Raw genomic sequence first — 22,737 nt, forward strand, 5'->3', positions numbered from 1 at the left:
CTCGGCAGATCTGGATCAGGTGTCCGGGGAAAAGGTTCTCGTTGCGCTGGACGCCTTGTCCCGACCGATTTCCGCACCCGACGGGAGCCGCGACCCGCTCGCGGTCTCGTCGGCTGGCCGACGGGTTGGTGGAGATGGTCGAGGCTTACCTCTCCCGACCCGACCGGCCCACGTCGAGTGGGATCGTCCCTCACATCAACCTCACGGTGCCGCTGCCTGTCTTGGTGCCCGACAGTCCGGCCGCCCTGGTGGAGGGCCCAGAGAGCCCGGACGCCGTGGCTCGCCTGGGGTTCACCGGCGCCGTCTCACCCCAAGCCGCTCGCGAATTGTGCTGCGGGGACAACGAGTTGGCCGCGATTGTGATGGCCGACGGGGTGCCGCTGTCGATCAGTGCCAACCAGCGCCTGGCCACCGGGCCGGTGAGGGCAGCCCTCAACGCCCGAGACCACGGCTGCCAGTTTCCCGGCTGCGGCCGGCCCACCTCGTGGGCGCATGCGTATCACATCAAAGAGTGGGCCGAGGGTGGCGAAACGGTGTTGGAGAACCTGTGCCTGTTGTGCGCCTTCCACCACCACACCGCCGTGCACGCCCAAGGCTGGCAGGTCCGCATCGGATCCGATGGCCACCCCTGGTTCCAAGCTCCTGAAGGAGGTGAGTGGATGCCCTGCCACCACCGACGCAGCACAGGCCTGACCTTGGCAGCCTGACAGCTCTGTCCATCCATCCGCAGCAGCCGTCCATTCACAACAGCGCAGCACTTTCGGCCTACGGGTCTCACCTGTCCTTTGAGACTCTTGTCCTTTGAGAACTTCATATGGCGACGGCCGGCCTCGGCTGACACTTCGACCTCCGTTGATACTCCGACGGTGGCGGACTGCGACGGTGGTGAAAACTCCGGCGGTGTTGAATGGAGTCATGACAGAACTCTGGGTACAGCGCACCGGATCGCGCCGCTACGTCGGCCAGAGCTCGCGCGGGGCGAGCGTGCAGATCGGGTCGGAGGACGTCGAGGGGGTCTTTACCCCCGGTGAACTGTTGAAGATCGCGTTGGCAGCGTGCAGCGGAATGTCCTCCGACGTCACGCTGGCCCGTCGGCTCGGTGACGACTACGACGCGACGGTGCGCGTGAGCGGTGCCGCCGACCGAGAGACGGAGACCTACCCCGTCCTCGACGAGGTGCTCGAAATCGACCTGTCCGAGTTGGATCCGGAGGCCGCGCAACGCCTGCTGGTCGTGGTCGAGCGCGCGATCGACCGGGTCTGCACTGTCGGGCGGACCCTCAAGGCCGGTACCCAGGTCAACCTGACCATCGAGACGGACTGATTGCCGCGTGTCCGCCGAACGGTTGAGCGCCTTCGTCCACGGCCATGTCCAGGGCGTGGGTTTCCGCTGGTCGACGCGGTCGAGGGCGTTGGAGCTGGGCCTGGTCGGCTACGCCGCCAATCTCGCCGACGGACGGGTCCACGTGGTGGCCGAAGGGCCGCGCGAGGACCTCGACGCACTGTTGGGATTCCTGCACGGACCCGACACCCCGGGCCGCGTCGACACCGTCGTCGAAAGATTCGAGCAGGCGCGTGGCGACTTGCGCGGATTTGTCGAGCGTTGAGTAGGTAGTCTGTACCGTCGTGCATCTGAAATCCCTCACCCTTAAGGGCTTCAAGTCGTTTGCGTCGGCCACGACGCTGCGATTCGAGCCCGGGATCACCGCCGTGGTGGGCCCCAACGGGTCGGGGAAGTCCAACGTCGTCGACGCCCTCGCCTGGGTGATGGGCGAGCAGGGTGCCAAGACGCTGCGCGGCGGCAAGATGGAAGACGTCATCTTCGCCGGCACCTCCGGCCGCCCGCCGCTGGGCCGTGCCGAGGTGACCCTCACGATCGACAACTCCGACGGCGCGCTGCCGATCGAGTACTCCGAGGTGTCGATCACCCGGCGCATGTTCCGCGACGGTGCCGGCGAATACGAGATCAACGGCGAGTCCTGCCGCCTCATGGACGTGCAGGAACTGCTCAGCGACTCCGGCATCGGCCGCGAGATGCACGTCATCGTCGGGCAGGGGCGCCTGGCCGCCATCCTCGAATCCCGCCCGGAGGACCGGCGCTCCTTCATCGAAGAGGCCGCCGGCGTCCTCAAGCACCGCAAGCGCAAAGAAAAGGCGGTCCGCAAGCTCGACTCGATGCAGGCCAACCTCGCCCGGCTGAGCGACCTCACCAGCGAACTGCGCCGCCAGCTCAAGCCGCTGGGCCGCCAGGCCGAGGTGGCGCGGCGGGCCGCGACGGTACAGGCCGACCTGCGCGACGCCCGGCTGCGATTGGCCGCCGACGACCTGGTGCACCGCCGGGCCGAGATGGCCGAGCAGTCGCAACTCGAGGACACCATCCGCCGCCAGCAGACCGAGGTCGCCGCCGCCCTCGACGCCGCCACCGCCCAACTCGCCGCCCGCGAGTCCCAGCTGGCCGAGATCGAGCCGGCCGCCCAGACCGCGAGCCAGGGCTGGTTCCGGCTGTCCGCGCTGGCCGAGCGCGTGGACGCCACCATCCGCGTCGCGGCCGAGCGCAGCCGCCACCTGGCCACCCCGACGACGGTCGCCACCGGCCCCGACCCCGACGAGCTCGACGCCCAGGCGCAGCGCGCCGCCGAGCAGGAGGCACAGCTCGCCACCCAGGTCGAGCAGGCCGGGGTCGCGCTCGAAACGGTCAAGACCGGCCTCTCCGCCGCCGAGGAGCAGGCCGCCGCCGTCGAACGCGCCCACGCCGCCGCCATCGCCGCCGTCGCCGACCGTCGCGAGGGACTGGCCCGCCTGGAGGGCGAGGTCGCGAACCTGACCACCCGCGCCGACTCGGTCGACGCCGAGACCGCGCGCCTGACCGCGGCGATCGAGGCCGCCGCCCAGCGTGCGGAGAAGGCGCAGACCGAGATGGACGCCGTCTCGGCCTCGGTGGCCGAGATGGAAACCGCCGAGCAGGGACTCGACGAGCACCATGAGCGCTGGACCGCCGCGGCCACCGCCGCCGACGAGCGGGTCGATCTGCTGCGTGCGCAGGAGCGCGAGGCCGAGCAGAAGATCGCGTCACTGACCGCCCGCATCGAGGCGCTGGCCGTCGGGTTGGAGCGCAACGACGGCGGGGCGTGGCTGCTCGAGCATGCCGAGGAGGGCCTGCTCGCCCCGGTGTCTGATCTCCTCACCGTCGACGCCGGGTTCGAGACCGCGGTGGCCGGTGCGCTCGGACCGGCCGTCGACGCCATTGCAACGGTCGACGCGCTGGCAGCTGCCCAAGCACTCACCGCCCTGAAGGCGGGCGACGGGGGCCGGGCCGCCCTGCTCGTCGGGGGACTGCGCCCGCTGCCCGAACCGGGCGGGGCGACACTGCCCGCCGGTGCGCGCTGGGCCCGTGCGGTGATCGCCTGCCCGCCGTCGATCCGCGGCGCCGTCGACGCGCTGCTCGACGGCGTGGTCGTGCTGAGCACCGGCCTCGACGATGCGCCGGCGGTCGCGAGCCGCCTGGTGGCCGACCACCCGGAGCTGACCGTGGTCACCGCCGACGGCGATCGGATCGGCGCGGCCACCGTCGAGGGCGGCTCGTCGCGCCGCACGTCGAGCCTCGAAGTGCAGTCGGCGATCGACGCGGCGACGGCCGAACTCGCCAAGGCCAACCGCACCGCCGAGGAACTGGGCGCCGCCCTTTCGGGTGCGTTGACCGAACAGTCCGATCGCCGGGAGGCCGCCGACGAGGCGCTGGCCGCGCTGCACGAATCGGATTCCTCGCTGGGAGCGGCCTACGAGCACCTGGCCCGACTGGGACAGGACATCCGGGCGGCGAAGGACGAGGCGGACCGGCTGACCCGGCAGCGCCAACTCGCCGAGACCGGCCACGCCGAAACCGTCGAGAAGCTGGCCGCCCTGTCCGAGCGGCTGCGCCTCGCGCGGGAGGAACCGACCGACGACGGTCCGGCCGCCGGCGTCGACGACGACAAGAGGTCGCAGGCCGCCCAGGCGGTCGCCGCCGCGCGCACCGCCGAGGTCGAGGCCCGACTCGCCCTGCGCACCGCCGAAGAGCGGTTGGCCTCGGTGCGCGGCCGCGCCGACAGCCTGCGGCGCTCGGCCCGCCAGGAGCGCGAATCCCGGGAACGGGCCCGTCGCGCCGATGCGACCCGTCGGCACGCGGCGTCGGTGGCCGCCGCCGTCGCCGAGTCGGGGGAGCGCGTCGCGGCCCGGTTGGCGCAGGCCGTGGAGCGCGCCCAGGCCGCCCGCGACCACCTCGAATCCGTCCGGGCACAGCAGACCGCCGGCGCCGCCGAACTGAAGACCCAGGTCGGCCAGCTGACCGCGCAACTCGACGGGCTGCGCGACGCCGTGCACCGCGACGAGATGGCCAAGGCGCAGGCCGCGATGCGCATCGAGCAGCTCGAGGAACAGATCGCCGAGCAGTTCGCGGTCAACCCCGAAGACCTGATCGCCGAATACGGCCCGGACGTCCCGATGCCGCCGTCGGCGCTGGAGATCGCCGAGTACGAGGACGCGAAGGCGCGCGGCGAGCTCGTCGTCGCCCCGGCCCCGATGCCCTATGACCGCGCCACCCAGGAACGCCGGGCCAAGCAGGCGCAGAAAGACCTCAACACCCTGGGCAAGGTGAACCCGCTGGCGCTCGAGGAGTTCGCGGCGCTGGAGGAGCGCTACAACTTCCTCTCCGCCCAGCTCGAGGACGTCAAGGCCGCCCGTGCCGACCTGCTGCAGGTCGTCGACGACGTCGACGCCCGCATCCTCGAGGTGTTCACGCAGGCCTATGCCGACGTCGAGCGCGAGTTCTCCGGGGTGTTCGGCCGGTTGTTCCCCGGCGGCGAGGGACGCCTGGTGCTCACCGACCCGTCGGACATGCTGACCACCGGCGTCGAGGTCGAGGCCCGCCCGCCCGGCAAGAAGGTCAAGCGGCTCTCCCTGCTGTCGGGCGGCGAGAAGTCGTTGACCGCGGTCGCGATGCTGGTCGCGATCTTCCGTGCGCGCCCGTCCCCGTTCTATGTGATGGACGAGGTCGAGGCCGCCCTCGACGACACCAACCTGCAGCGGCTCATCGGGTTGTTCGAGGAGCTGCGCGAACGGTCGCAGCTGATCGTCATCACCCACCAGAAACCTACGATGGAAGTGGCCGACGCCCTCTACGGCGTCAGCATGCGCGGCGACGGCATCACCCAGGTGATCTCGCAGCGGATGCGCGGACAGAACCTCGTCGGCGCACAAACCACCACCGCAACGGCCGACGCGGCCGAATAGGGAGCAGTCTTGGAAACTCCGATCATCATCGGAATCGTTGTCGTCGTCGTGCTGGTGGCGGTCCTGGCCCTCGGCCTGGTCCTGGCGCGCCGCCGCCGGGTGTCGCTCGGGTCGTCGACCGACAAGGCCGTCGAATCCGCGCGGGAGGGCGGCTACCAGACCCAGGCCGGTTTCAGCTTCGGCCAGGGCGGCACGGCAACCCTGGAACCGGAAACCCTGGAACCGGCGCCGGTGGAGCCGGACCGGGCTGATACGACCGAGGCGGTCCAGACGGCAGAGTCCGACGCAAAGCCGGCCGAGCCGGTCAAGACAGTGGACACCGCGGAGCCCGAGCTCGACGAGATCGCCCCCACCGCGGGACGCCTGGGGCGGCTGCGCGGCCGCCTGGCCCGGTCGCAGGGGGCGCTGGGCAAGAGCATGCTCGGATTGTTGGGCGGCGGAAACCTCGACGAGGACTCCTGGGAGGAGATCGAGGACACCCTGCTGATGGCCGACGTGGGTACCCCGGCGACGCTGGCGATCACCGACAAGTTGCGGGGCGAGCTGGCCGCGCAGACCGTCCGCAGCGCCGACGAGGCCCGGTCGCTGCTCACCCGCGTACTCACCGAGCAGCTGCACCCCGAACTCGACCGCTCGGTCAAGGCGCTGCCGCACGACGGCCGGCCCGCCGTCGTCCTCGTCGTCGGCGTCAACGGCACCGGCAAGACGACGACCACCGGCAAGCTGGCCCGCGTCCTCGTCGCCGACGGTCGGCGCGTGCTGCTCGGGGCCGCCGACACCTTCCGGGCCGCCGCCGCCGATCAGCTGCAGACCTGGGGCGAGCGCGTGGGTGCCGACACCGTCCGGGGCAAGGAGGGCGCCGACCCGGCGTCGGTCGCCTTCGACGCGGTCAGCACCGGCATCGACACCGGTGTCGACGTGGTCATCGTCGACACCGCGGGCCGCCTGCACACCAAAACCGGCCTGATGGACGAGTTGGACAAGGTCAAGCGCGTCGTGGAGAAGAAGGCGAAGGTCGACGAGGTCCTCCTCGTCCTCGACGCCACGATCGGCCAGAACGGCCTCACCCAGGCCCGGGTGTTCGCCGACGTCGTCGACATCACCGGCGTCGTGCTGACCAAACTCGACGGGACCGCCAAGGGTGGCATCGTGTTCGCCGTTCAGGAGGAACTCGGTGTGCCGGTGAAGCTCGTCGGGCTCGGCGAAGGGGCCGACGACCTGGCGCCGTTCGACCCTGCCGCCTTCGTCGACGCACTGCTGTAGACCGGCCGCGGCGTAACCGATCCGAAACACCAACCGCAGTAGCGTTCACCGCCGCGAAACACGGCGGGCACCTCCGGGGAAACAGCCGCCTAGCACTCTTTGACTCATCACTGGAGCACCCATGTGAGTGAGAGCAAGGAGGACGGCCCGTGGTGGGACAAACCATGATGGCACTGCCGGACAACGTGTTCGGTACTGCTGACACCGGCGATACGGCGTGGATTCTGATGAGTGCGTCGCTCGTGCTGTTGATGACGCCGGCGCTGGCATTCTTTTACGGCGGATTGTCGCGAGGAAAATCCGTACTGAACATGATGATGATGTCCTTCGCGACGATCGGCGTGGTCGGCATCATCTACGTGTTGTGGGGATTCTCGATGTCCTTCGGCGACAAGATCGCCGGCGGATCCGACATCGGCGGGATCTTCGCCAACCCGTTCAGCCTGTTCGGGTCGTCGCAACTGACCGAGACGAAGACGGTCGGCGACGCGACGCACGTCGTGCTGGCCGGTGAGGGCAGCACCATTCCCGCCCTGGTCTTCCTGGCCTTCCAGCTCACCTTCGCGGTGATCGCCGTCGCGCTGATCAGCGGTGCGCTGGCCGAGCGCGTGTCCTTCGGCACATGGCTGGTGTTCTCCGGCGTCTGGGCGACCCTGGTCTACTTCCCGCTGGCCCACATGGTGTGGGGCGGCGGCCTGCTCTCCGACTCGGTCGACGGCGTCGCCGCGGCGATGTTCGGCAAGAACGAGGCCGGGGACGCGGCGGCGGTTGCGCCGATCGACTTCGCCGGTGGCACCGTGGTCCACATCAACGCCGGTATGGCCGCCCTCGTGCTGGTCCTGATCATCGGCGCCCGCCGGGGCTTCGGCAAGGTCGCGTACCGCCCGCACAACATCCCGTTCGTCATGCTCGGCGCCGCCCTGCTGTGGTTCGGGTGGTTCGGCTTCAACGCCGGTTCGGAATTGGCCGCCGACGCCAACGCCGGTCTGGTCTGGATCAACACCACCGTGGCCACCGCCGCGGCGATGGTTGCGTGGCTCGCGGTGGAATGGATCCGCGACCGGCACCCGACCAGCGTCGGCGCCGCCTCGGGCATCGTGGCCGGCCTGGTGGCCATCACCCCGGCCTGTGCCGCGCTGACCCCGGTCGGCTCGATCGCCCTGGGCGCGGTCGCCGGTGTCCTCTCGGCCCTGGCGATCTCGCTGAAGACCAAACTGGGCTACGACGACTCGCTCGACGTCGTGGGCGTCCACCTCGTCGCGGGCCTGTGGGGCACCATCGGTATCGGCCTGCTGGCCAAGGACTCCGGACTGTTCTACGGCCACGACCTCAAGCAACTGGCCGTCCAGACGGTGATCGCGCTGATCGCCCTGGCTTTCACCGGCGTGATGACGGCGCTCATCGTGTACGTCCTCAAGCCGCTCGGCTGGCGGATCAGCGCCGAAGAGGAGATGACCGGTATCGACGAGTCGGCACACGCCGAGACCGCCTACGACTTGGCGTGATCCACAACTAGGCTCAATAGGGACCGAGAGGGACGAACACAGATGAAATTGATCACCGCAATTGTCAAACCGTTCACGCTGGAGGACATCAAAGCGGGACTCGAGCAGTCCGGCATCGTCGGCATGACGGTCAGCGAAGTCCAGGGCTACGGCCGGCAGAAGGGCCACACCGAGGTCTACCGGGGTGCGGAGTACTCCGTGGACTTCGTGCCGAAGGTGCGGATCGAGGTCGTCGTCGACGACTCGATCGCCGACTCGGTCGTGGACACGATCGTCGAGGCGGCCCGCACCGGCAAGATCGGCGACGGCAAGGTGTGGGTGTCGCCGGTCGACTCCGTGGTGCGGGTGCGCACCGGGGAACGCGGGCCGGAGGCCCTCTAGGCCACGGGCCTACGGCGGAGTGGGGAGGCGCAACCGATGAGCGCGGAACCGACGATAAACCCGGCCGCCGACCTCACCCGCGCCCGAGCGGCACTGGTCGGCAACCCCCGCCTCGCCCCGGACAAGCGCCCGGTGCCCGACGCAGCAGCACTGCGTCGGGCGCTGGGCGACCTGTTCGAACTGTGGCTGGCCGGTGCGGCCGGCCGCGCCGGGCTGACCGACGGCGGCGGGTTCGCCCTGGTCGCGGTCGGAGGGCTGGCACGGGGGGAGATGCTGCCGTTTTCCGACCTGGACCTGGTGCTGCTGCATGACGGCGACCAGCCCGATCGGGTGCAGAAGATCGCCGATCAACTCTGGTATCCGATCTGGGACGCCAGTATCGGCCTGGACCACAGTGTGCGGACGGTGCCCGAGGCGCTGCGCGTCGCGCAGGAGGACCTGTCGGCGGCCCTGGGGCTGCTCGACGCCCGGCACATCGTCGGCGACGAGGACCTGTCGGACCTGCTGATCGGGGAGATCCGCCGGCAGTGGCGCAAGGAGGCACCCCGACGGCTGCCACAGCTGATCGAGCACGCCGAAGTCCGCTGGTCGCGGGCCGGCGAGGTCGCCCACCGCAGCGAACCCGACGTGAAGAACGGCCGCGGCGGGTTGCGCGACGTGCAGCTGCTCAACGCTTTGGCGCTGGCGCATCTGACCGACGGGCTGCGACTGGCCGGCGACGACGCGCCCGGCGGCGGCCTCGGTATCGCTTACCGGCGGCTGCTCGACGTCCGCACCGAACTGCACCGCGTCGCCGGGCGCGGCCGCGAGCAACTGCGCGCCCAGGACGCCGATGAGATCGCCGCGGCGATGCACCTCGGCGACCGTTTCGCGCTGTCGCGGCTGATTTCCGACGAGGCGCGCACCATCAGCTACGCCGTCGACGTCGGGCTGCGCACCGCGCGGGGTGCGGTTCCGCGCCGCGGCCTGTCGGTGCGCGGCCTGCTCCCGGTCCGGCGCCCCCTCGACGAAGGGGTGGTCGAGCACGCCGGCGAGGTTGTCCTGGCCCGCGATGCGTTGCCCAGCCAGGACGCCGGGCTGGTCCTGCGTGTCGCCGCGGCGGCGGCGCGCAACGGGTTGCCGATCTCCAGTTCCACCCTGCACCGGTTGGCCGACTACTCCCCGGAGATCCGCGGGACGTGGCCGGGAACCGTCCGCGACAGCCTCCTGGACCTGTTGGCCGCCGGCAAGGCGATGCTGGGCCCGGTCGAGGCGCTCGACCGGATGGGGCTGTGGGGCCGGTTGTTCCCCGAGTGGGACTTCGTCCGCGACCTACCGCCGCGCGACGCCATCCACGCCTGGACGGTGGACCGCCACCTGCTGGAGGCGGTCGCCCATGCCGCACCGCTCACCACGCAGGTGTCCCGACCGGACCTGCTGCTGCTCAGCGCGCTGTTGCACGACATCGGCAAGGGCCGCGGCGGCGACCACAGCGAGGTCGGCGCGCGGATGGCGCGGGTCATCGGCCAGCGCCTGGGATTGTGGCCCGGCGATGTGGACATCGTGGCCGACGTCGTCACCCACCACCTGTTGCTGGCCCAGACCATTGCCCGGCGCGACGTCGACGACCCGGCCACCGCCGAGCGGGTGGCCTCGGCGATCGGCGGCAACCCGGTGCTGTTGGAGATCCTCGGCGCGCTCGCCCAGGCCGACGCCCTCGCCACCGGGCCCGGTGTGTGGAGCGACTGGAAGCAGACGCTGACCACGCGGCTGGTCGGCAACACCGCGAAGATGATCGCCGGCCAGGAGGTCGTCGAACCCGAGCCGCTGTCGGCGGCGGAGATCGCGCGGTTCAGCGGCGACGAGGTCGTCGTCGAGATCGCGCCGACCGATCAGCTGCACCGCTTCGAAGTGACGATGAGCGCGCCGGATTCGCCGGGTCTGCTGGCGAGAATGGCCGGGGTGCTGGCCTTTTCCGATCTGCGGGTCCTGCGGGCCACCGTCCGCTCGGTCGGGGAGCGGGCGATCAACACGTTCACCGTCGCCCCGTTCTACGGCGATCCGCCCGAGGCCGGACTGCTGCGGCAGCGACTGGTCGGCGTGCGGTCGGGATCGGTCGACTTGGAGGCGCGTCTCGCGTCGATGCGGGTCAGCACCACCCCGGCCGCGTCGCGCGACGGTGTGCCCGCCCAGGCGGTGCCCGCGCCGCCGGTGGTGCGCTGGGTCGACGACAGCGTGGCGACGATGGAGGTCCGGGCGACCGACCGGCCGGGGTTGCTCTCCACGGTGGCCTCGGTCGTCGAGCGCAACGGCGGGTCGATCCGCTGGGCGTCGGCGACCACCCTCGGCGGCACCGTCGTGGACACCTTTGCGCTCACGTGGGAGTCGACCCTCGACGACCGGCGCCGCCGACTCGTCCTCGAGCAGGTCCGCGGGGCCTGTGCGAGTGCCTGAATGCCCGCCGGGCCGCCGTCGGCGAATGTGAAAGACTGGACGCCATGTTCGACTCACTGTCTGACCGGTTGACCGGTGCCCTCAAAGACCTGCGCGGCAAGGGCCGCCTGACCGACGCCGACATCGACGCGACCGCCCGGGAGATCCGTCTCGCGCTGCTGGAGGCCGACGTCGCGCTGCCGGTGGTCCGGACCTTCATCGACCGGGTCAAGACCCGGGCGAAGGGTGCCGAGGTCTCCGGCGCGCTGAATCCGGCGCAGCAGGTCGTCAAGATCGTCAACGAGGAACTCGTCGGGATCCTCGGCGGCGAGACCCGGCGGATCGCGCGGGCCAAGAACCCGCCGACGGTCATCATGCTCGCCGGCCTGCAGGGTGCGGGTAAGACGACGCTGGCCGGAAAGCTGGCGAAATGGCTCGGCAAGCAGGGGCACACCCCATTGCTGGTGGCCTGTGACCTGCAGCGGCCCGGCGCGGTCAGCCAGCTCCAAGTTGTCGGGGAGCGCGCCGGCGTGCCGGTGTACGCGCCGCACCCGGGCACCAGCGTCGGCGGCGAGGGCGAGATGGGCGTCTCGGCCGGCGACCCGGTCGAAGTGGCACGCGGCGGTGTCGAGCATGCCAAGGCCAGCCACTTCGACACCGTCATCATCGACACCGCCGGCCGCCTCGGCGTCGACGACGAGCTGATGCGCCAGGCCGCGGACGTGCGTGCCGCCACCAACCCCGACGAAGTCTTGTTCGTCGTCGACGCCATGATCGGCCAGGACGCGGTCACGACTGCGCAGGCCTTCGCCGACGGTGTCGGCTTCACCGGCGTCGTACTCACCAAGCTCGACGGCGACGCCCGCGGCGGTGCCGCGCTGAGCGTCCGCGAGGTCACCGGGCAGCCGATCCTCTTCGCCTCCAGCGGCGAGAAGCTCGAGGATTTCGACGTCTTCCACCCCGACCGGATGGCCAGCCGCATCCTCGGCATGGGCGACGTGCTCTCCCTGATCGAGCAGGCCGAGGAGCACTGGGACGCCCAGCAGGCCGAAGAGGCCGCCACCAAGATCATGGGTGGCGAGCTGACGCTGGAGGACTTCCTGCAGCAGATGCTGATGATCCGCAAGATGGGGCCGATCGGGAACCTGCTCGGGATGCTGCCCGGCGCCGGTCAGATGAAGGAAGCCCTCGCGCAGGTCGACGACTCCCAACTGGACCGGGTGCAGGCGATCATCCGCGGGATGACCCCGGCCGAGCGCGCCGACCCGAAGATCATCAACGGCTCGCGCCGGCTGCGCATCGCCAACGGCTCCGGCGTCTCGGTGTCGGAGGTCAACCAGCTCGTCGACCGGTTCTTCGAGGCGCGCAAGCAAATGGCCGCGATGACCGGCCGCATGGCCGGCCCCGGCGGCGGCCGCAAGAACACCAAGCGCAAGGGCAAGAAGGGCAAGAAGGTGCGTGGCCGCGGTCCGACGCCGCCCAAGGTGCGCGGCGGGTTCCCGGGGATGCCCCCGGGTGCGTTCCCCGGCGGGATGCCCGACCTCTCGTCGATGCCGCCCGGGCTCGACGAGTTGCCGCCCGGCCTGGCCGACATCGACTTCTCCCAGTTCGACCCGAACGGCAAGAAGAAGTAGGGCCTCATGGCCGGTGACGAGGTGTTGCACGTCGGTGGCCGCGACGGCATCACCGGTGAGCGGATCGACCGGTGGATTGTCGACGGCATGTTCGTCAGCGAACCGGTGTCGGGAGCGCTCACCGTCGCCGACGACGGATGGCTGCTGCCCGGGCTGGTCGACGCCCACAACCACGTCGGCATCGCGCCGGGGCTCGGCGTCACGGTGGAACAGGCCCGGGCCTACGCCTACGCCGACGTCGCAGCCGGGACGACGCTGATCCGCGAGGTCGGCTCCCCGTTGGACACCCATCCGCTCGACGCGGATCCGCGGTGCCCGCAGTTCATCCGGTCGGGGCGCCACATCGCCCGGCCCAAGCGCTACCTGCGCGACTACGGTGTCGACCTCGACGACCCCGACGAACTCGCCGCCGAAGTCGCCCGCCAGGCGCGCGCCGGGGATGGCTGGGTGAAGATCGTCGGCGACTGGATCGACCGCGACGCCGGCGACCTCGCCCCGCTCTGGACCCGGGCGCAACTGGATGCGGCGGTCGCCGCCGCCCACGACGCGGGCGCGAAGATCACCGCACACGTCTTCGGGTTCGACGCACTGCCCGACCTCATCGGCGCCGGGTTCGACTGCCTCGAACACGGCACCGGCCTGACCCCGGACCTGATCGACGATATGGTGGGCCGCGGGATCGCGCTCGTGCCGACGATGATCCAGATCGAGAACTTCCCGGGCATCGCCGACGGGGCCGACCGCTTTCCGGCCTACCAGGCCACCATGCGCGCGCTCTACGACCGGGCCGGCGCCGTGATGGCCGCCGCGCGCGAGGCCGGGGTGGCGATCTACGCGGGCACCGACGCGGGTGGGTTCATCGGGCACGGGCGGATCGTCGACGAGATCGAGGCGCTCGTGGGCCTGGGCATGCCGGTTGTCGACGCCCTCGCCGCGGCGAGCACGGCCGCGCGGCGGTGGTTGGGGGCGGGGGTCTTCGACGCGGGGGATCGCGCCGATGTCCTCATCCTCGACGCCGACCCCCGAGAGGACCTGTCGACGCTGCGCCGACCGCGCGAGATCATCTGCGGCGGAGTTCCGGTCAGCGGCTAGCCGAGGCCGTGTCAGTAGAGCGGGTCCCGGTCAGAAGGGCGGGTCGCCGTCGGTCTCGCAGGGCTGTTCGCGCCGGCGTCGCAGATCACGCTCCTCGGCCAGGGCCTCCTCGGCGAGTCGTCGTCGGCGGTTGGCCTGGCGTTCGAATCGTCGACGGGCGTGTTTGGCCCGAGTCCGATCGCGGGGTGGGCGATGTCGCTGCTGGTCGTCCGCGGTGTTCGGGCCGGTGGCCGCGGGTTGGTGCCAGCGGATCATGTCGAGGCCGGGGAACAGCGCGGAATTGGTTTCCGCGGGGCCGGGGAAGTGGAGTCCTTCGGGGGAGACGACCTCGGAGACCAGGCGGCCAGTGCCGTCGCGATACTGGTCGTCGATCCAGCCGCTGCCGAAAGTCTTGAGGTTGTGGTGCATGCGGCACTTGGCGGCCAGCCCGTCGGGCGTGGTCTGCCCTCCGGCGGCCGGGTCGGCGTGGTCGTACTCGGCGACATGGTCGATGTCGCAGCGCCATGCCGGTCGGTCGCAGCCGGGGATCGTGCAGTAGCCGTCGCGAGCGCGAACGAACGTGTTCAGTGCCGTCGACGGACGGTACGGATCGGAGGGCAGGTGCGTCGGCAGGGACGTACCCGTTTTATCGCCCGACGCCGGATTGAGGTCTCGGACGGTGGTGTCATCGCGGGCAAGCAGGTCACGCAGGTGGGCGGCGGAGATGACGCCGTGGCCGTCCATGAACGCCGGCTCGTCGTTGCGGCCGTCGACCGTGGCCCGGTCGGCGATCACGTGCACGAGCACCCGACCCGTGGCGACTTCCCGATCCCGGTGTTCTGCGACCCACTGTGCCAGGGCGTCGGGCTCGGGGATATCGGCGGTGCAGTCGTCGGTGCCGCAGTCGCATTCGAAGCGCGATCCACTCATCAGTGCAAACAGGGCATCGCAGCGTCGGGCCGATTCGCTGCGCGGATCCTTGCCGCAGACCCGATCGGCGAGGAGGAACACGGTGCCCAGGGCAATGTTCGCATCCTGGGCGGTCATCGTCGCACCAAGGGTCGCTATGCCGTCCGCGCCGGGGAGGATCCAGACCGTCCGGGCCTCCTTGGCGTTCTCGTGGCGGCGGCGCACCGCGTCGGGGTCGTGCCGGAAGATGATGCGGTCGATGAGGTCGGTCAACCGCTTGTTGGACCAGGTGCCGGTACGGGAACGCAGCGCTGCGGCCACATGACGGTCGATCGTCTCGGACCAGTCCTGGCCGTCAATCAGCTCGGTGCGGGACACCGCCAACCGGAATTGTCTGGGGCTGATGATCCCCTCGCGCAGGCAGCGCCCGATGGCCGGGATGCGGTCGCGCATCGCGATTGCCTCCGCCAGCCACCTGTCGCCCTGATTCTGGGTGATGCCCCGGCTCATGGCGATGCGGGCGGCCGCCTGGGTTTCGATGTCGAGCATCCGAACCCCGCGCGCCGACGCCTCCGGCTTGCCGATGGCCACCAACCGCGAGTGCATGGCGCCGATTTCGCGGTATTCGATCCAGGCGAGCATCGCGTTGGCCTTGCCGGTGTGCGCGAGAACATCGACCGTCCACTGGGGATCGCCCACCGTCAGGGAAGCAGCCGGCCCGACCGCCTGGGCGCGAGTGCTCCAGTGCGCTTCGTCGTCCCACGAGTCGGGGTCGTCCCACGGACGTGGATTGTCCCGAGTGTCGGTGTTCATGCCCCAATTCTACTGGAACAGGTGTTCTAAGGCAAGGGGAAATCGGCGGTCATCGGCGCGGCACCAGGATGAGGGTCGACGGGTTGGTCGAACCGGTGTAGGACTGTGTGCCGACGTACCCGTTGCCCTGCTGGCGGAAGTAGATCCACGACCAGGTGCTCTCGTACCCGACCACGATGCCGCCGTCGGCGGTGGGGAGGACCGACCAGGCGCAATCGGCGGTGTTCTGCGTCGACAGTGCTCCGTTGCGACACACCGTCACCGGCGTCCTCGTCGCCGGCAGCATGCCGTAGGGCCCGTTGGACTTCGAGATCATCGTGTATTTCCCGGGGCGGAGCTGGGCGTCGGCGTGGCCCGCGCCGACCACGGCGGTCCCGAGGGCGGCGATGAGGATCAGGGTGGCAGTGACGAGAGGGCGGGTGAGGGCGAGAGGGCGGGTGAGGGATGGACAGCAGTATCCGCCGGTCGCAGCCCGGGCAGACCGAAACCGGACAGATTCGGTGCGCGGTGTTTTGGATCGGCGCGGCGCAGGTGGCAGAATGAAACGTCGGTTCGCCGGACCCGGTTACGCACCGACCGGCGGTCACACCGAATCAAGCGCAAAACCGGATTCGCACAAGGGGTGCGGATCGCTGAATTGCGCAGTGACCATTGAAGGAAACATGTCTGTCAAGATCAAGCTTGCCCGCCTGGGCAAGATCCGCCAGCCCCAGTACCGCATCGTCGTCGCCGACGCCCGCACGCGCCGCAACGGCCGCGTGATCGAGACCATCGGCAAGTACCACCCCAAGGAAGACCCCTCGTTCATCGAGGTGGACTCCGAGCGTGCCCAGTACTGGCTCGGCGTCGGCGCCCAGCCGACTGAGCCCGTCGCTGCGATCCTCAAGATCACCGGTGACTGGCAGAAGTTCAAGGGCCTGCCGGGCGCCGAGGGCACCCTGAAGGTGGCCGAGCCGAAGCCGAGCAAGCAGGACCTGTTCAACGCCGCGCTCGCCGCTGCGGACAACGAGCCCGCCGTCGAGGCCACCACGCCGAAGAAGAAGGCCGCGGCGAAGAAGAAGGCCGAGAAGGACGAGGCCGCTCAGGAGAGCGCCGACGCCGCCGAGGCCGCCGCCGCCCCGGAAACCGCCGAGCCGGAGACCGAGGCCGTCAAGCAGGACCTCGCCGACGACGGTGAGACCGTCGCCGAGGCCGTCGCCGACGCCGAGGAGAAGGCGTGAGCGTCGTCGTCGCCGACGCCGTCGAACACCTCGTTCGCGGTATCGTCGCCAACCCCGACGACGTGCGCGTCGAGCTGCTCTCGGGCGGCCGCGGCGGGCGTCTGATCGAGGTGCACGTGAACCCCGAGGACCTGGGCAAGGTCATCGGGCGCAACGGCCGCACCGCGACCGCGCTGCGCACCCTGGTGTCCGGCATCGGGGGACGCGGACTGCGCGTCGACATCGTCGACACCGACCGCTGAGAAAGACCGGGGTGTCCGCGTGGACCTGGTAATCGGCCGCGTCGTCAAACCCCACGGGGTGCGCGGCGAACTCGTCGTCGACGTGCGCACCGATGAACCCGATCTGCGGTTCGCCCCCGGGACCTCGGTGCGCGGCCTGCTGCCGCGCGCGAAGGGCACCCGGACGTTCACCGTCACAGCCGCCCGGAATCATTCCGGGCGGCTGTTGGTGTCGCTGGAGGGCGTGGCCGGCCGCGACGCCGCCGACGAATTGCGCGGCGTGCTGTTCGTCATCGACGCCGCCGACGTCGACTCCGGCGACGACCCCGACGAGTTCTACGACCACGAGCTGGCCGGGCTGCCGGTCCGCACCCGCGACGGCGAGGAGGTCGGGACGGTACGCGAGGTCATCCACCTGCCCGCGTCGGACCTGTTGGCGGTGACCGCCGCCGACGACGGCCGCGAGATCCTGATTCCCTTCGTCCGCGAGATCGTCCCGGAGGTCTCGCGCGGCGACGGCATCGTCATCGACCCGCCCGACGGGCTGTTGGAGGGATAGTCGTGCGGCTGAGCATCGTGACGATCTTCCCCGACTACGTCGCACCGCTGCGCGAAGCGCTGCTGGGCAAGGCCATCGAGAAGGGGATTGTCAGCCTCGATGTGCACGACCTGCGGGATTGGGCGCACGACGTCCACCGCAGCGTCGACGATTCACCGTACGGCGGCGGGCCCGGCATGGTGATGAAGCCGCAGGTCTGGGGGGAGGCCCTCGACGAGGTCTGCGGGACCCAGGCCGATCTCGACGACGGCCCGCTGCTCGTCGTGCCCACGCCGGCCGGCGTCCCCTTCACCCAACAGACCGCACAACGGTGGAGCACCGAGAAGCACCTCGTCTTCGCCTGCGGTCGGTACGAGGGCATCGACCAGCGCGTCATCGACGATGCGGCGCGGCGGATGCGTGTCGAAGAGGTGTCGATCGGCGACTTCGTCCTCATCGGGGGAGAGGTGGCGGTGATGGCGATGGTGGAGGCCACCACGCGGTTGATCGACGGGGTGCTGGGCAACCCGGTGTCCCACCAAGAGGATTCCTTCTCCGACGGATTGTTGGAAGGGCCGAGCTATACCCGGCCCGCGTCGTGGCGCGGTCTCGACGTGCCGGCCGTGCTGCTGTCGGGCGACCACGCGAAGGTGGCCGCCTGGCGCCACGAGCAGTCGCTGCAGCGCACAACCCAGCGGCGTCCAGATTTGCTGCTGCCGCAGCGGCGTCCAGATTTGCTGCTGCCGCAGCGGCGTCCAGATTTGCTGCCAAAGCACGACACCTGACACAATGGAGCGGTTGCCGCGCGGCCGGTCGTGAAACGATCCGGGCCCGCGGCCGACACCATGCTCGGAGCACGAACCGGTCGAACCAGTCAGCTGGCCGCCAGGTTCCTCTACTCACGCACACGCCAGATTGGACAACAGACAATGAACACCCTCGACTCGCTCGACAAGCAGTCCCTCCGCGACGACCTGCCCGACTTCGGCCCCGGCGACACCCTTGACGTCCACGTCAAGGTGATCGAGGGCTCCAAGGAGCGCGTCCAGGTCTTCAAGGGCGTCGTGATCCGCCGCCAGGGTGGCGGTGTGCGTGAGACCTTCACCGTCCGCAAGGTGTCCTTCGGCGTCGGCGTGGAGCGCACCTTCCCGGTGCACAGCCCGAACATCGCCAAGATCGACGTCCTCACCCGCGGCGACGTCCGTCGCGCGAAGCTGTACTACCTGCGCGACTTGCGCGGCAAGGCGGCGAAGATCAAGGAAAAGCGCTGACCCGCTGAGAATGAGACTGAGTCGAGGCCCCGAGGGATCATCCCCTCGGGGCCTTACTTTATCCGCTCCTGCCCGCATGTGTGGGCGGCTCGGCCGGGTCTGACCCGGTAGGCTGTGGAGTCGTGTCCGACGATTACGACGAGAACGACGACAACGGCGACAACGATTCAGCCGAGCGCCCCTGGAATCGCAAAGACGCGGAACCCGAGGAGCCGAAGCGGTCGTTCCTGCGCGAGCTGGCGGTCATCCTCGTCGTCGTCTTGGCGGTCGCCTGGATCGCGCAGACCTTCCTCTTCCGGCAGTACGTGGTCCCGTCGCAATCGATGGAACCGACGCTCGTCGGTGGCCCCGGCCCCAACGGGGAGGCCCGGTCCAACGACCGGATCGTCATCGACAAGCTCGTCTACCGTTTCAGCGATCCGCAGCCCGGTGACGTCATCGTCTTCAAGGCCCCCAGCGACGACTGGGACGACAGTGGCCCGCCGCGTGATTCCAGCACCCTGAGCGGCAAGTTCCTCGACGTGCTGTCCTGGTTCGGCTACGCGCCGCCCAACGAATACAGCCTGGTCAAGCGTGTGATCGCGGTCGGCGGCCAAACCGTCGAGTGCCACAACGCCGACGGCGGGACGAAGGTCGACGGCAAGCTGATCAAACAGCCCTTCGTCGACTCGGCGATCCAGCCGCCGGGGTCGCCGCCGTGTTTCGACATGGAGTTCGGCCCGGTCAAGGTGCCCGAGGGCAACGTGTGGGTCATGGGCGACAACCGCTCCATGTCGGCCGATTCGCGCTACCACCAGGGCGACGAGTTCCACGGCACCGTGCCGCGCAACGACATCCGCGGCAAAGTCCGGTTCATCATCTGGCCGCTCTCGCGTATGGGTGGTGTCGGATCGGTGAACCCGCAGAAGTAGGCCGGGAGATCGATGTCGGCATCGTTGCGCTGGCCGCCGCGCCCGCCGATCCGGCGTGCGGCCTCCCTGCGCACCTATGAGTTCGCCCTGCACAACAACGGCCTCGGCCCGGTTGCCGGGGTCGACGAGGCGGGCCGGGGTGCGTGCGCCGGGCCGCTGGTCGTCGCGGCGTGCGTGCTCAAGCCGAACCAACTGCGGTCACTGGCGGACCTGAACGATTCCAAGAAGGTCGCCCCACCGGTGCGCCGCCGGCTTTACCAGGCGATCCGCAAATACGCGCAGGCCTACTCGGTGGTCGTCGTCGAGGCGGGGGAGATCGACCGGATCGGCATCCACGTGGCCAACATCGAGGGCATGCGGCGGGCCGTGGCCCGGCTCGACCCCGCGCCGGGATATGTGCTCTCCGACGGCTTCGCCGTCCCCGGTCTGCCCGTCCCGTCGCTGCCGATCATCGCCGGGGACGCGAATGCCGCCTGCATCGCCGCGGCGAGCATCCTGGCCAAGGTGACCCGCGACGACATCATGTCGGGCCTGGACGACGAGCTGCCCGGATACGACTTCGCCGTGCACAAGGGCTACTCGACCGGGCTGCACATGTCGCGGCTGGCGCAACTCGGGCCGTCGCCGCAACACCGTATGTCCTATCGCAACGTCGCGGCCCACGCCGCGCGCGATACCCTGAACCCATGAGCCCGGAGGACCTGGAGAACTACGAAGCCGAGTTGGAGCTGTCCCTGTACCGCGAGTACAAGGACATCGTCGGCCAGTTCACCTACCTGGTGGAGACCGACCGCCGCATGTATCTGGCGAACGGCGTCGAGATGACGCCGCGCAACGCCGACGGCGAGGTCTACTTCGAGTTGCGGCTCACCGACGCCTGGGCCTGGGATCTGCACCGGCCCTCCCGCTTCGTCAAGCAGGTGCGGGTGATCACGTTCAAGGACGTGAACATCGAGGAGCTCGAGCAGCCCGAGCTGCGGTTGCCCGAATAGGCCCGAAGGGCCGGTGGCTGCGGGATCCGGCGAATCCGGCCCGTGGTGATCGATAATGGTGACGTGCGGTCCCGCGGAAAGATCATCGACGCCACCCTCGAACTCATCGCCGAAGACGGGTTCGAGGGTGTGACGATCGCTGCCGCGGCCCACCGTGCCGGCGTGTCCCGGCAGACGGTGCACTCGATCTTCGGCAACCGCGAAACCATGGTCTCCGAGGCAATGGCCCACCTGACGCGGACGACGACCGACGACTTGCGCGCGGTGATCGCGCAAACCGAGGACCCGGTGGAGTTCGTGATCGAGTTGATCGCGGCGGGCGTCGGGTTCGCCCGTACCACCCCGGCCATCGCCGCCCTGGTCGGCGTCGGGGGCGGTAATCCGCTATTCGATCCCGGCGCCCTGGACCGTGCCAAGCCGGTCACGCTCGAATTTCTCGGACCGGTCGCCGACCGGTTCACCGAGATCGACGAGGTCGCCGCGGTCGCCACGCATCTGAGCCTGACGCTGTTCCTGTTCGGCGATGCGGATCAGACGACTGATGACCTGCGCGAGTTCCTCCGACGCTGGCTGTCCCCGGCATTGTCGCAGCTCGTACGTGGGTGAGGCGCTCACCGCCAAATCTTGACAGTAATTGCCACATGTGTAAAGTTTGGCCTCGCACTTCGCCGAGATCCAACTCACACACCGGGATGAATCCATGCCACGTCACGTCGAGATCAACCGCCGCACCTTCGTCGCCGGTGCCGCCGCCGCTGCTGGGGCGGCCGCCCTGGCAGTTGCCGGCGCGCCCGCCAGCCACGCCGCCCCGCGGCGCGTGCGGACCGTGCGGGAGGACCATCGCGTGATCATCGTCGGGTCGGGGTTCGGCGGCGGCGTCGCCGCGCTGCGGTTGGCCACGGCCGGTGTGCCCGTCCTGGTCCTGGAGCGCGGCCGGCGCTGGCCGACCGGGCCCAACTCGACGACCTTCCCGAGCACCAGCGATCCGGACAAGCGGATGCTGTGGCACCGGTCGGTGACGGAGATCCTCGGGCGCCCGGTCCGCGTCGATCCCTACGTCGGCCTCGTCGAGTCGGTCGTCGGCGAGAACATGACCGCGCTGTGTCCGGCCGGGGTCGGCGGGGGATCGCTGGTCTACCAAGGCATGTCGCTGCAACCGACGCGCGAGGTGTTCAACGCCCACTTCCCGCAAGAGCTCGACTGGGATCTCATGAACCGCGTCCACTACCGGCGCGTGGCCTCGATGCTGCACCTCGCCACCGCCCCGGCGGCCCTCGTCAACTCGCCGAACTACCGCGTGGCACGGCATTTCGCCCGCAAGGTCCGCGCGGCGGGAATGCCGGTGTCGAAGATCCCGATGCCGATCGACTGGAACTACGCGCTGGCCGAACTCCGCGGGGCGATGCGGCCGTCCTACACCACTGGCGAGGGCGCGCTCGGCGTCAACAACGGCGGCAAGTTCAGCGTCGACGTCACCTACATCAAAGCCGCTGAGGCCACCGGCAAGGCCGTCGTGCGGACCCACCACAACGTCACCGAGGTGTTCCGCGGCAAGCGGGGGAAGTGGGAACTGCACGTCGACCGCACCGACGAGACCGGACGGGTCGTCGAGAAGAAGATCCTCACCACCGGGGCGCTCATCCTGTCGGCCGGCAGCGTCAACACCTCCAAGTTGCTGGTCCGGTCCGCGGCGCTCGGGCACATCGGCGGGCTGCCCGACGGGGTCGGGCGGGGGTGGGGGACCAACGCCGACCGCATCTACACCTGGACCGACCCCGACGCCGACTACGGGCCCGTGCAGGGCGGTCCCGTGGTGTACGGGAGTCGGAACTGGTCCGATCCGCATGCGGCTTTCACGGTGATCCAGGCGTCGACGCCGCCGAGCCCGGCGGCGTCGCGCTCGACGATGCTGGTCGGCTATGGGGTCAGCGACAGCCGCGGGCACTTCGTCTACGACGGCGGTCGCGACGAGGCGATCCTGCATTGGCCGGCCAACGGGGACTCGTTCATCCAGAACCGCCACATCGATCCGGCGGGGCGGCGCATCGCCGGCCCGCGTTCGGTGCTGGCCGATACCAACCGCACGGTGAACTCGACCTGGCACGCCTTGGGCGGGGCCAACATGGGGACGGTGTGCGACCTGGAGGGCCGGGTCCTCGGGCAGCGCGGCCTCTACGTGATCGACGGGGCGCTGATGCCGGGCAATTGCGCGGCGTGCAACCCGTCGATGATGATTGCCGCGGTCGCCGAGCGGGCGCTGGACCGGGTGGTGGCCACCGATGTCGGGTCGATCATCTAGCGCCCGTCCACAGTTTTCGCCCATCCCCAG

At 69.9% G+C, this 22,737-nt stretch carries 22 protein-coding genes; 20 read left to right on the forward strand and 2 right to left on the reverse strand.

The features are described 5' to 3' along the window. Positions 1-134: 134 nt before the first annotated feature. The 10 genes from nbrcactino_RS18155 to nbrcactino_RS08185 all read left to right on the forward strand — a co-directional run bounded on the left by nbrcactino_RS18155 (position 135) and on the right by nbrcactino_RS08185 (position 13,554). Positions 135-707, forward strand: coding sequence for an HNH endonuclease signature motif containing protein (locus nbrcactino_RS18155; protein WP_267130400.1), 573 nt, complete (start codon positions 135-137; stop codon positions 705-707). A gap of 208 nt (positions 708-915) precedes the next feature. Continuing rightward, positions 916-1,323 (forward strand): OsmC family protein, encoded by a 408-nt coding sequence (locus tag nbrcactino_RS08145; protein WP_161926898.1) that lies wholly within the window; start codon positions 916-918, stop codon positions 1,321-1,323. Positions 1,324-1,330: 7 nt separating this feature from the next. After that, positions 1,331-1,606 carry an acylphosphatase gene (locus nbrcactino_RS08150; RefSeq protein ID WP_161926899.1) on the forward strand — a complete coding sequence of 92 codons (276 nt, stop codon included), beginning with the start codon at positions 1,331-1,333 and terminating at the stop codon, positions 1,604-1,606. 19 nt (positions 1,607-1,625) lie between these two features. Continuing rightward, positions 1,626-5,267: a chromosome segregation protein SMC gene (smc, locus tag nbrcactino_RS08155; RefSeq protein WP_161926900.1), complete on the forward strand. Its 3,642-nt coding sequence runs from the start codon at positions 1,626-1,628 to the stop codon at positions 5,265-5,267. Positions 5,268-5,276: 9 nt separating this feature from the next. Continuing rightward, positions 5,277-6,530, forward strand: coding sequence for a signal recognition particle-docking protein FtsY (gene ftsY, locus nbrcactino_RS08160; protein ID WP_161926901.1), 1,254 nt, complete (start codon positions 5,277-5,279; stop codon positions 6,528-6,530). Between the two features lie 164 nt (positions 6,531-6,694). Next, the gene (locus tag nbrcactino_RS08165; RefSeq protein ID WP_161927662.1) at positions 6,695-8,035 is read left to right on the forward strand and encodes an ammonium transporter; all 1,341 of its coding nucleotides are present in this window, start codon (positions 6,695-6,697) and stop codon (positions 8,033-8,035) included. Between the two features lie 42 nt (positions 8,036-8,077). Further along, complete coding sequence (locus nbrcactino_RS08170) at positions 8,078-8,416, forward strand: P-II family nitrogen regulator (protein ID WP_161926902.1); 339 nt, start codon at positions 8,078-8,080, stop codon at positions 8,414-8,416. A 36-nt stretch (positions 8,417-8,452) separates the two neighbouring features. Further along, the gene (locus nbrcactino_RS08175; protein WP_161926903.1) at positions 8,453-10,849 is read left to right on the forward strand and encodes a [protein-PII] uridylyltransferase; all 2,397 of its coding nucleotides are present in this window, start codon (positions 8,453-8,455) and stop codon (positions 10,847-10,849) included. A gap of 44 nt (positions 10,850-10,893) precedes the next feature. Beyond that, positions 10,894-12,462: a signal recognition particle protein gene (gene ffh / locus nbrcactino_RS08180; protein ID WP_161926904.1), complete on the forward strand. Its 1,569-nt coding sequence runs from the start codon at positions 10,894-10,896 to the stop codon at positions 12,460-12,462. Between the two features lie 6 nt (positions 12,463-12,468). After that, positions 12,469-13,554, forward strand: a complete 1,086-nt coding sequence (locus nbrcactino_RS08185) for an amidohydrolase family protein (RefSeq protein ID WP_161926905.1) — start codon at positions 12,469-12,471, stop codon at positions 13,552-13,554. Between the two features lie 30 nt (positions 13,555-13,584). Here the strand turns inward: nbrcactino_RS08185 and nbrcactino_RS08190 are convergent, their stop codons facing one another. Next, positions 13,585-15,255: an HNH endonuclease signature motif containing protein gene (locus tag nbrcactino_RS08190; RefSeq protein ID WP_161926906.1), complete on the reverse strand. Its 1,671-nt coding sequence runs from the start codon at positions 15,253-15,255 to the stop codon at positions 13,585-13,587. Positions 15,256-15,304: 49 nt separating this feature from the next. Next, positions 15,305-15,571, reverse strand: a complete 267-nt coding sequence (locus nbrcactino_RS08195; protein ID WP_161926907.1) for a hypothetical protein — start codon at positions 15,569-15,571, stop codon at positions 15,305-15,307. Positions 15,572-15,917: 346 nt separating this feature from the next. Between nbrcactino_RS08195 and rpsP the strand changes: the two genes are divergently transcribed. The 10 genes from rpsP (at position 15,918) to nbrcactino_RS08245 (ending at position 22,707) form a co-directional block, all read left to right on the forward strand. Beyond that, on the forward strand, positions 15,918-16,475 hold the full coding sequence (gene rpsP / locus nbrcactino_RS08200; protein WP_161926908.1) for a 30S ribosomal protein S16: 558 nt from the start codon (positions 15,918-15,920) through the stop codon (positions 16,473-16,475). Next, on the forward strand, positions 16,472-16,717 hold the full coding sequence (locus tag nbrcactino_RS08205) for an RNA-binding protein (protein WP_161926909.1): 246 nt from the start codon (positions 16,472-16,474) through the stop codon (positions 16,715-16,717). The genes rpsP and nbrcactino_RS08205 overlap by 4 nt, the downstream gene beginning before the upstream one ends. Positions 16,718-16,736: 19 nt before the next feature. Then, complete coding sequence (gene rimM / locus nbrcactino_RS08210) at positions 16,737-17,255, forward strand: ribosome maturation factor RimM (protein WP_161926910.1); 519 nt, start codon at positions 16,737-16,739, stop codon at positions 17,253-17,255. A 2-nt stretch (positions 17,256-17,257) separates the two neighbouring features. Further along, positions 17,258-18,019, forward strand: coding sequence for a tRNA (guanosine(37)-N1)-methyltransferase TrmD (gene trmD / locus nbrcactino_RS08215; protein WP_161926911.1), 762 nt, complete (start codon positions 17,258-17,260; stop codon positions 18,017-18,019). A gap of 144 nt (positions 18,020-18,163) precedes the next feature. Next, positions 18,164-18,505, forward strand: a complete 342-nt coding sequence (rplS, locus tag nbrcactino_RS08220; RefSeq protein ID WP_161926912.1) for a 50S ribosomal protein L19 — start codon at positions 18,164-18,166, stop codon at positions 18,503-18,505. Positions 18,506-18,627: 122 nt separating this feature from the next. Then, positions 18,628-19,416, forward strand: a complete 789-nt coding sequence (lepB, locus tag nbrcactino_RS08225; RefSeq protein ID WP_161926913.1) for a signal peptidase I — start codon at positions 18,628-18,630, stop codon at positions 19,414-19,416. Between the two features lie 12 nt (positions 19,417-19,428). Further along, complete coding sequence (locus nbrcactino_RS08230) at positions 19,429-20,106, forward strand: ribonuclease HII (protein WP_161926914.1); 678 nt, start codon at positions 19,429-19,431, stop codon at positions 20,104-20,106. After that, entirely contained in the window at positions 20,103-20,408 is a 306-nt protein-coding gene (locus nbrcactino_RS08235; RefSeq protein WP_161926915.1) for a DUF2469 domain-containing protein, read from the forward strand. Before nbrcactino_RS08230 ends, nbrcactino_RS08235 begins: the two co-directional genes overlap by 4 nt. A gap of 63 nt (positions 20,409-20,471) precedes the next feature. Continuing rightward, positions 20,472-21,014: a TetR/AcrR family transcriptional regulator gene (locus nbrcactino_RS08240; protein ID WP_161926916.1), complete on the forward strand. Its 543-nt coding sequence runs from the start codon at positions 20,472-20,474 to the stop codon at positions 21,012-21,014. A 94-nt stretch (positions 21,015-21,108) separates the two neighbouring features. Next, positions 21,109-22,707: a GMC oxidoreductase gene (locus tag nbrcactino_RS08245; RefSeq protein ID WP_161926917.1), complete on the forward strand. Its 1,599-nt coding sequence runs from the start codon at positions 21,109-21,111 to the stop codon at positions 22,705-22,707. Positions 22,708-22,737 lie beyond the last annotated feature (30 nt).

It is taken from the genome of Gordonia crocea (assembly GCF_009932435.1).
Lineage (GTDB): Bacteria > Actinomycetota > Actinomycetes > Mycobacteriales > Mycobacteriaceae > Gordonia > Gordonia crocea.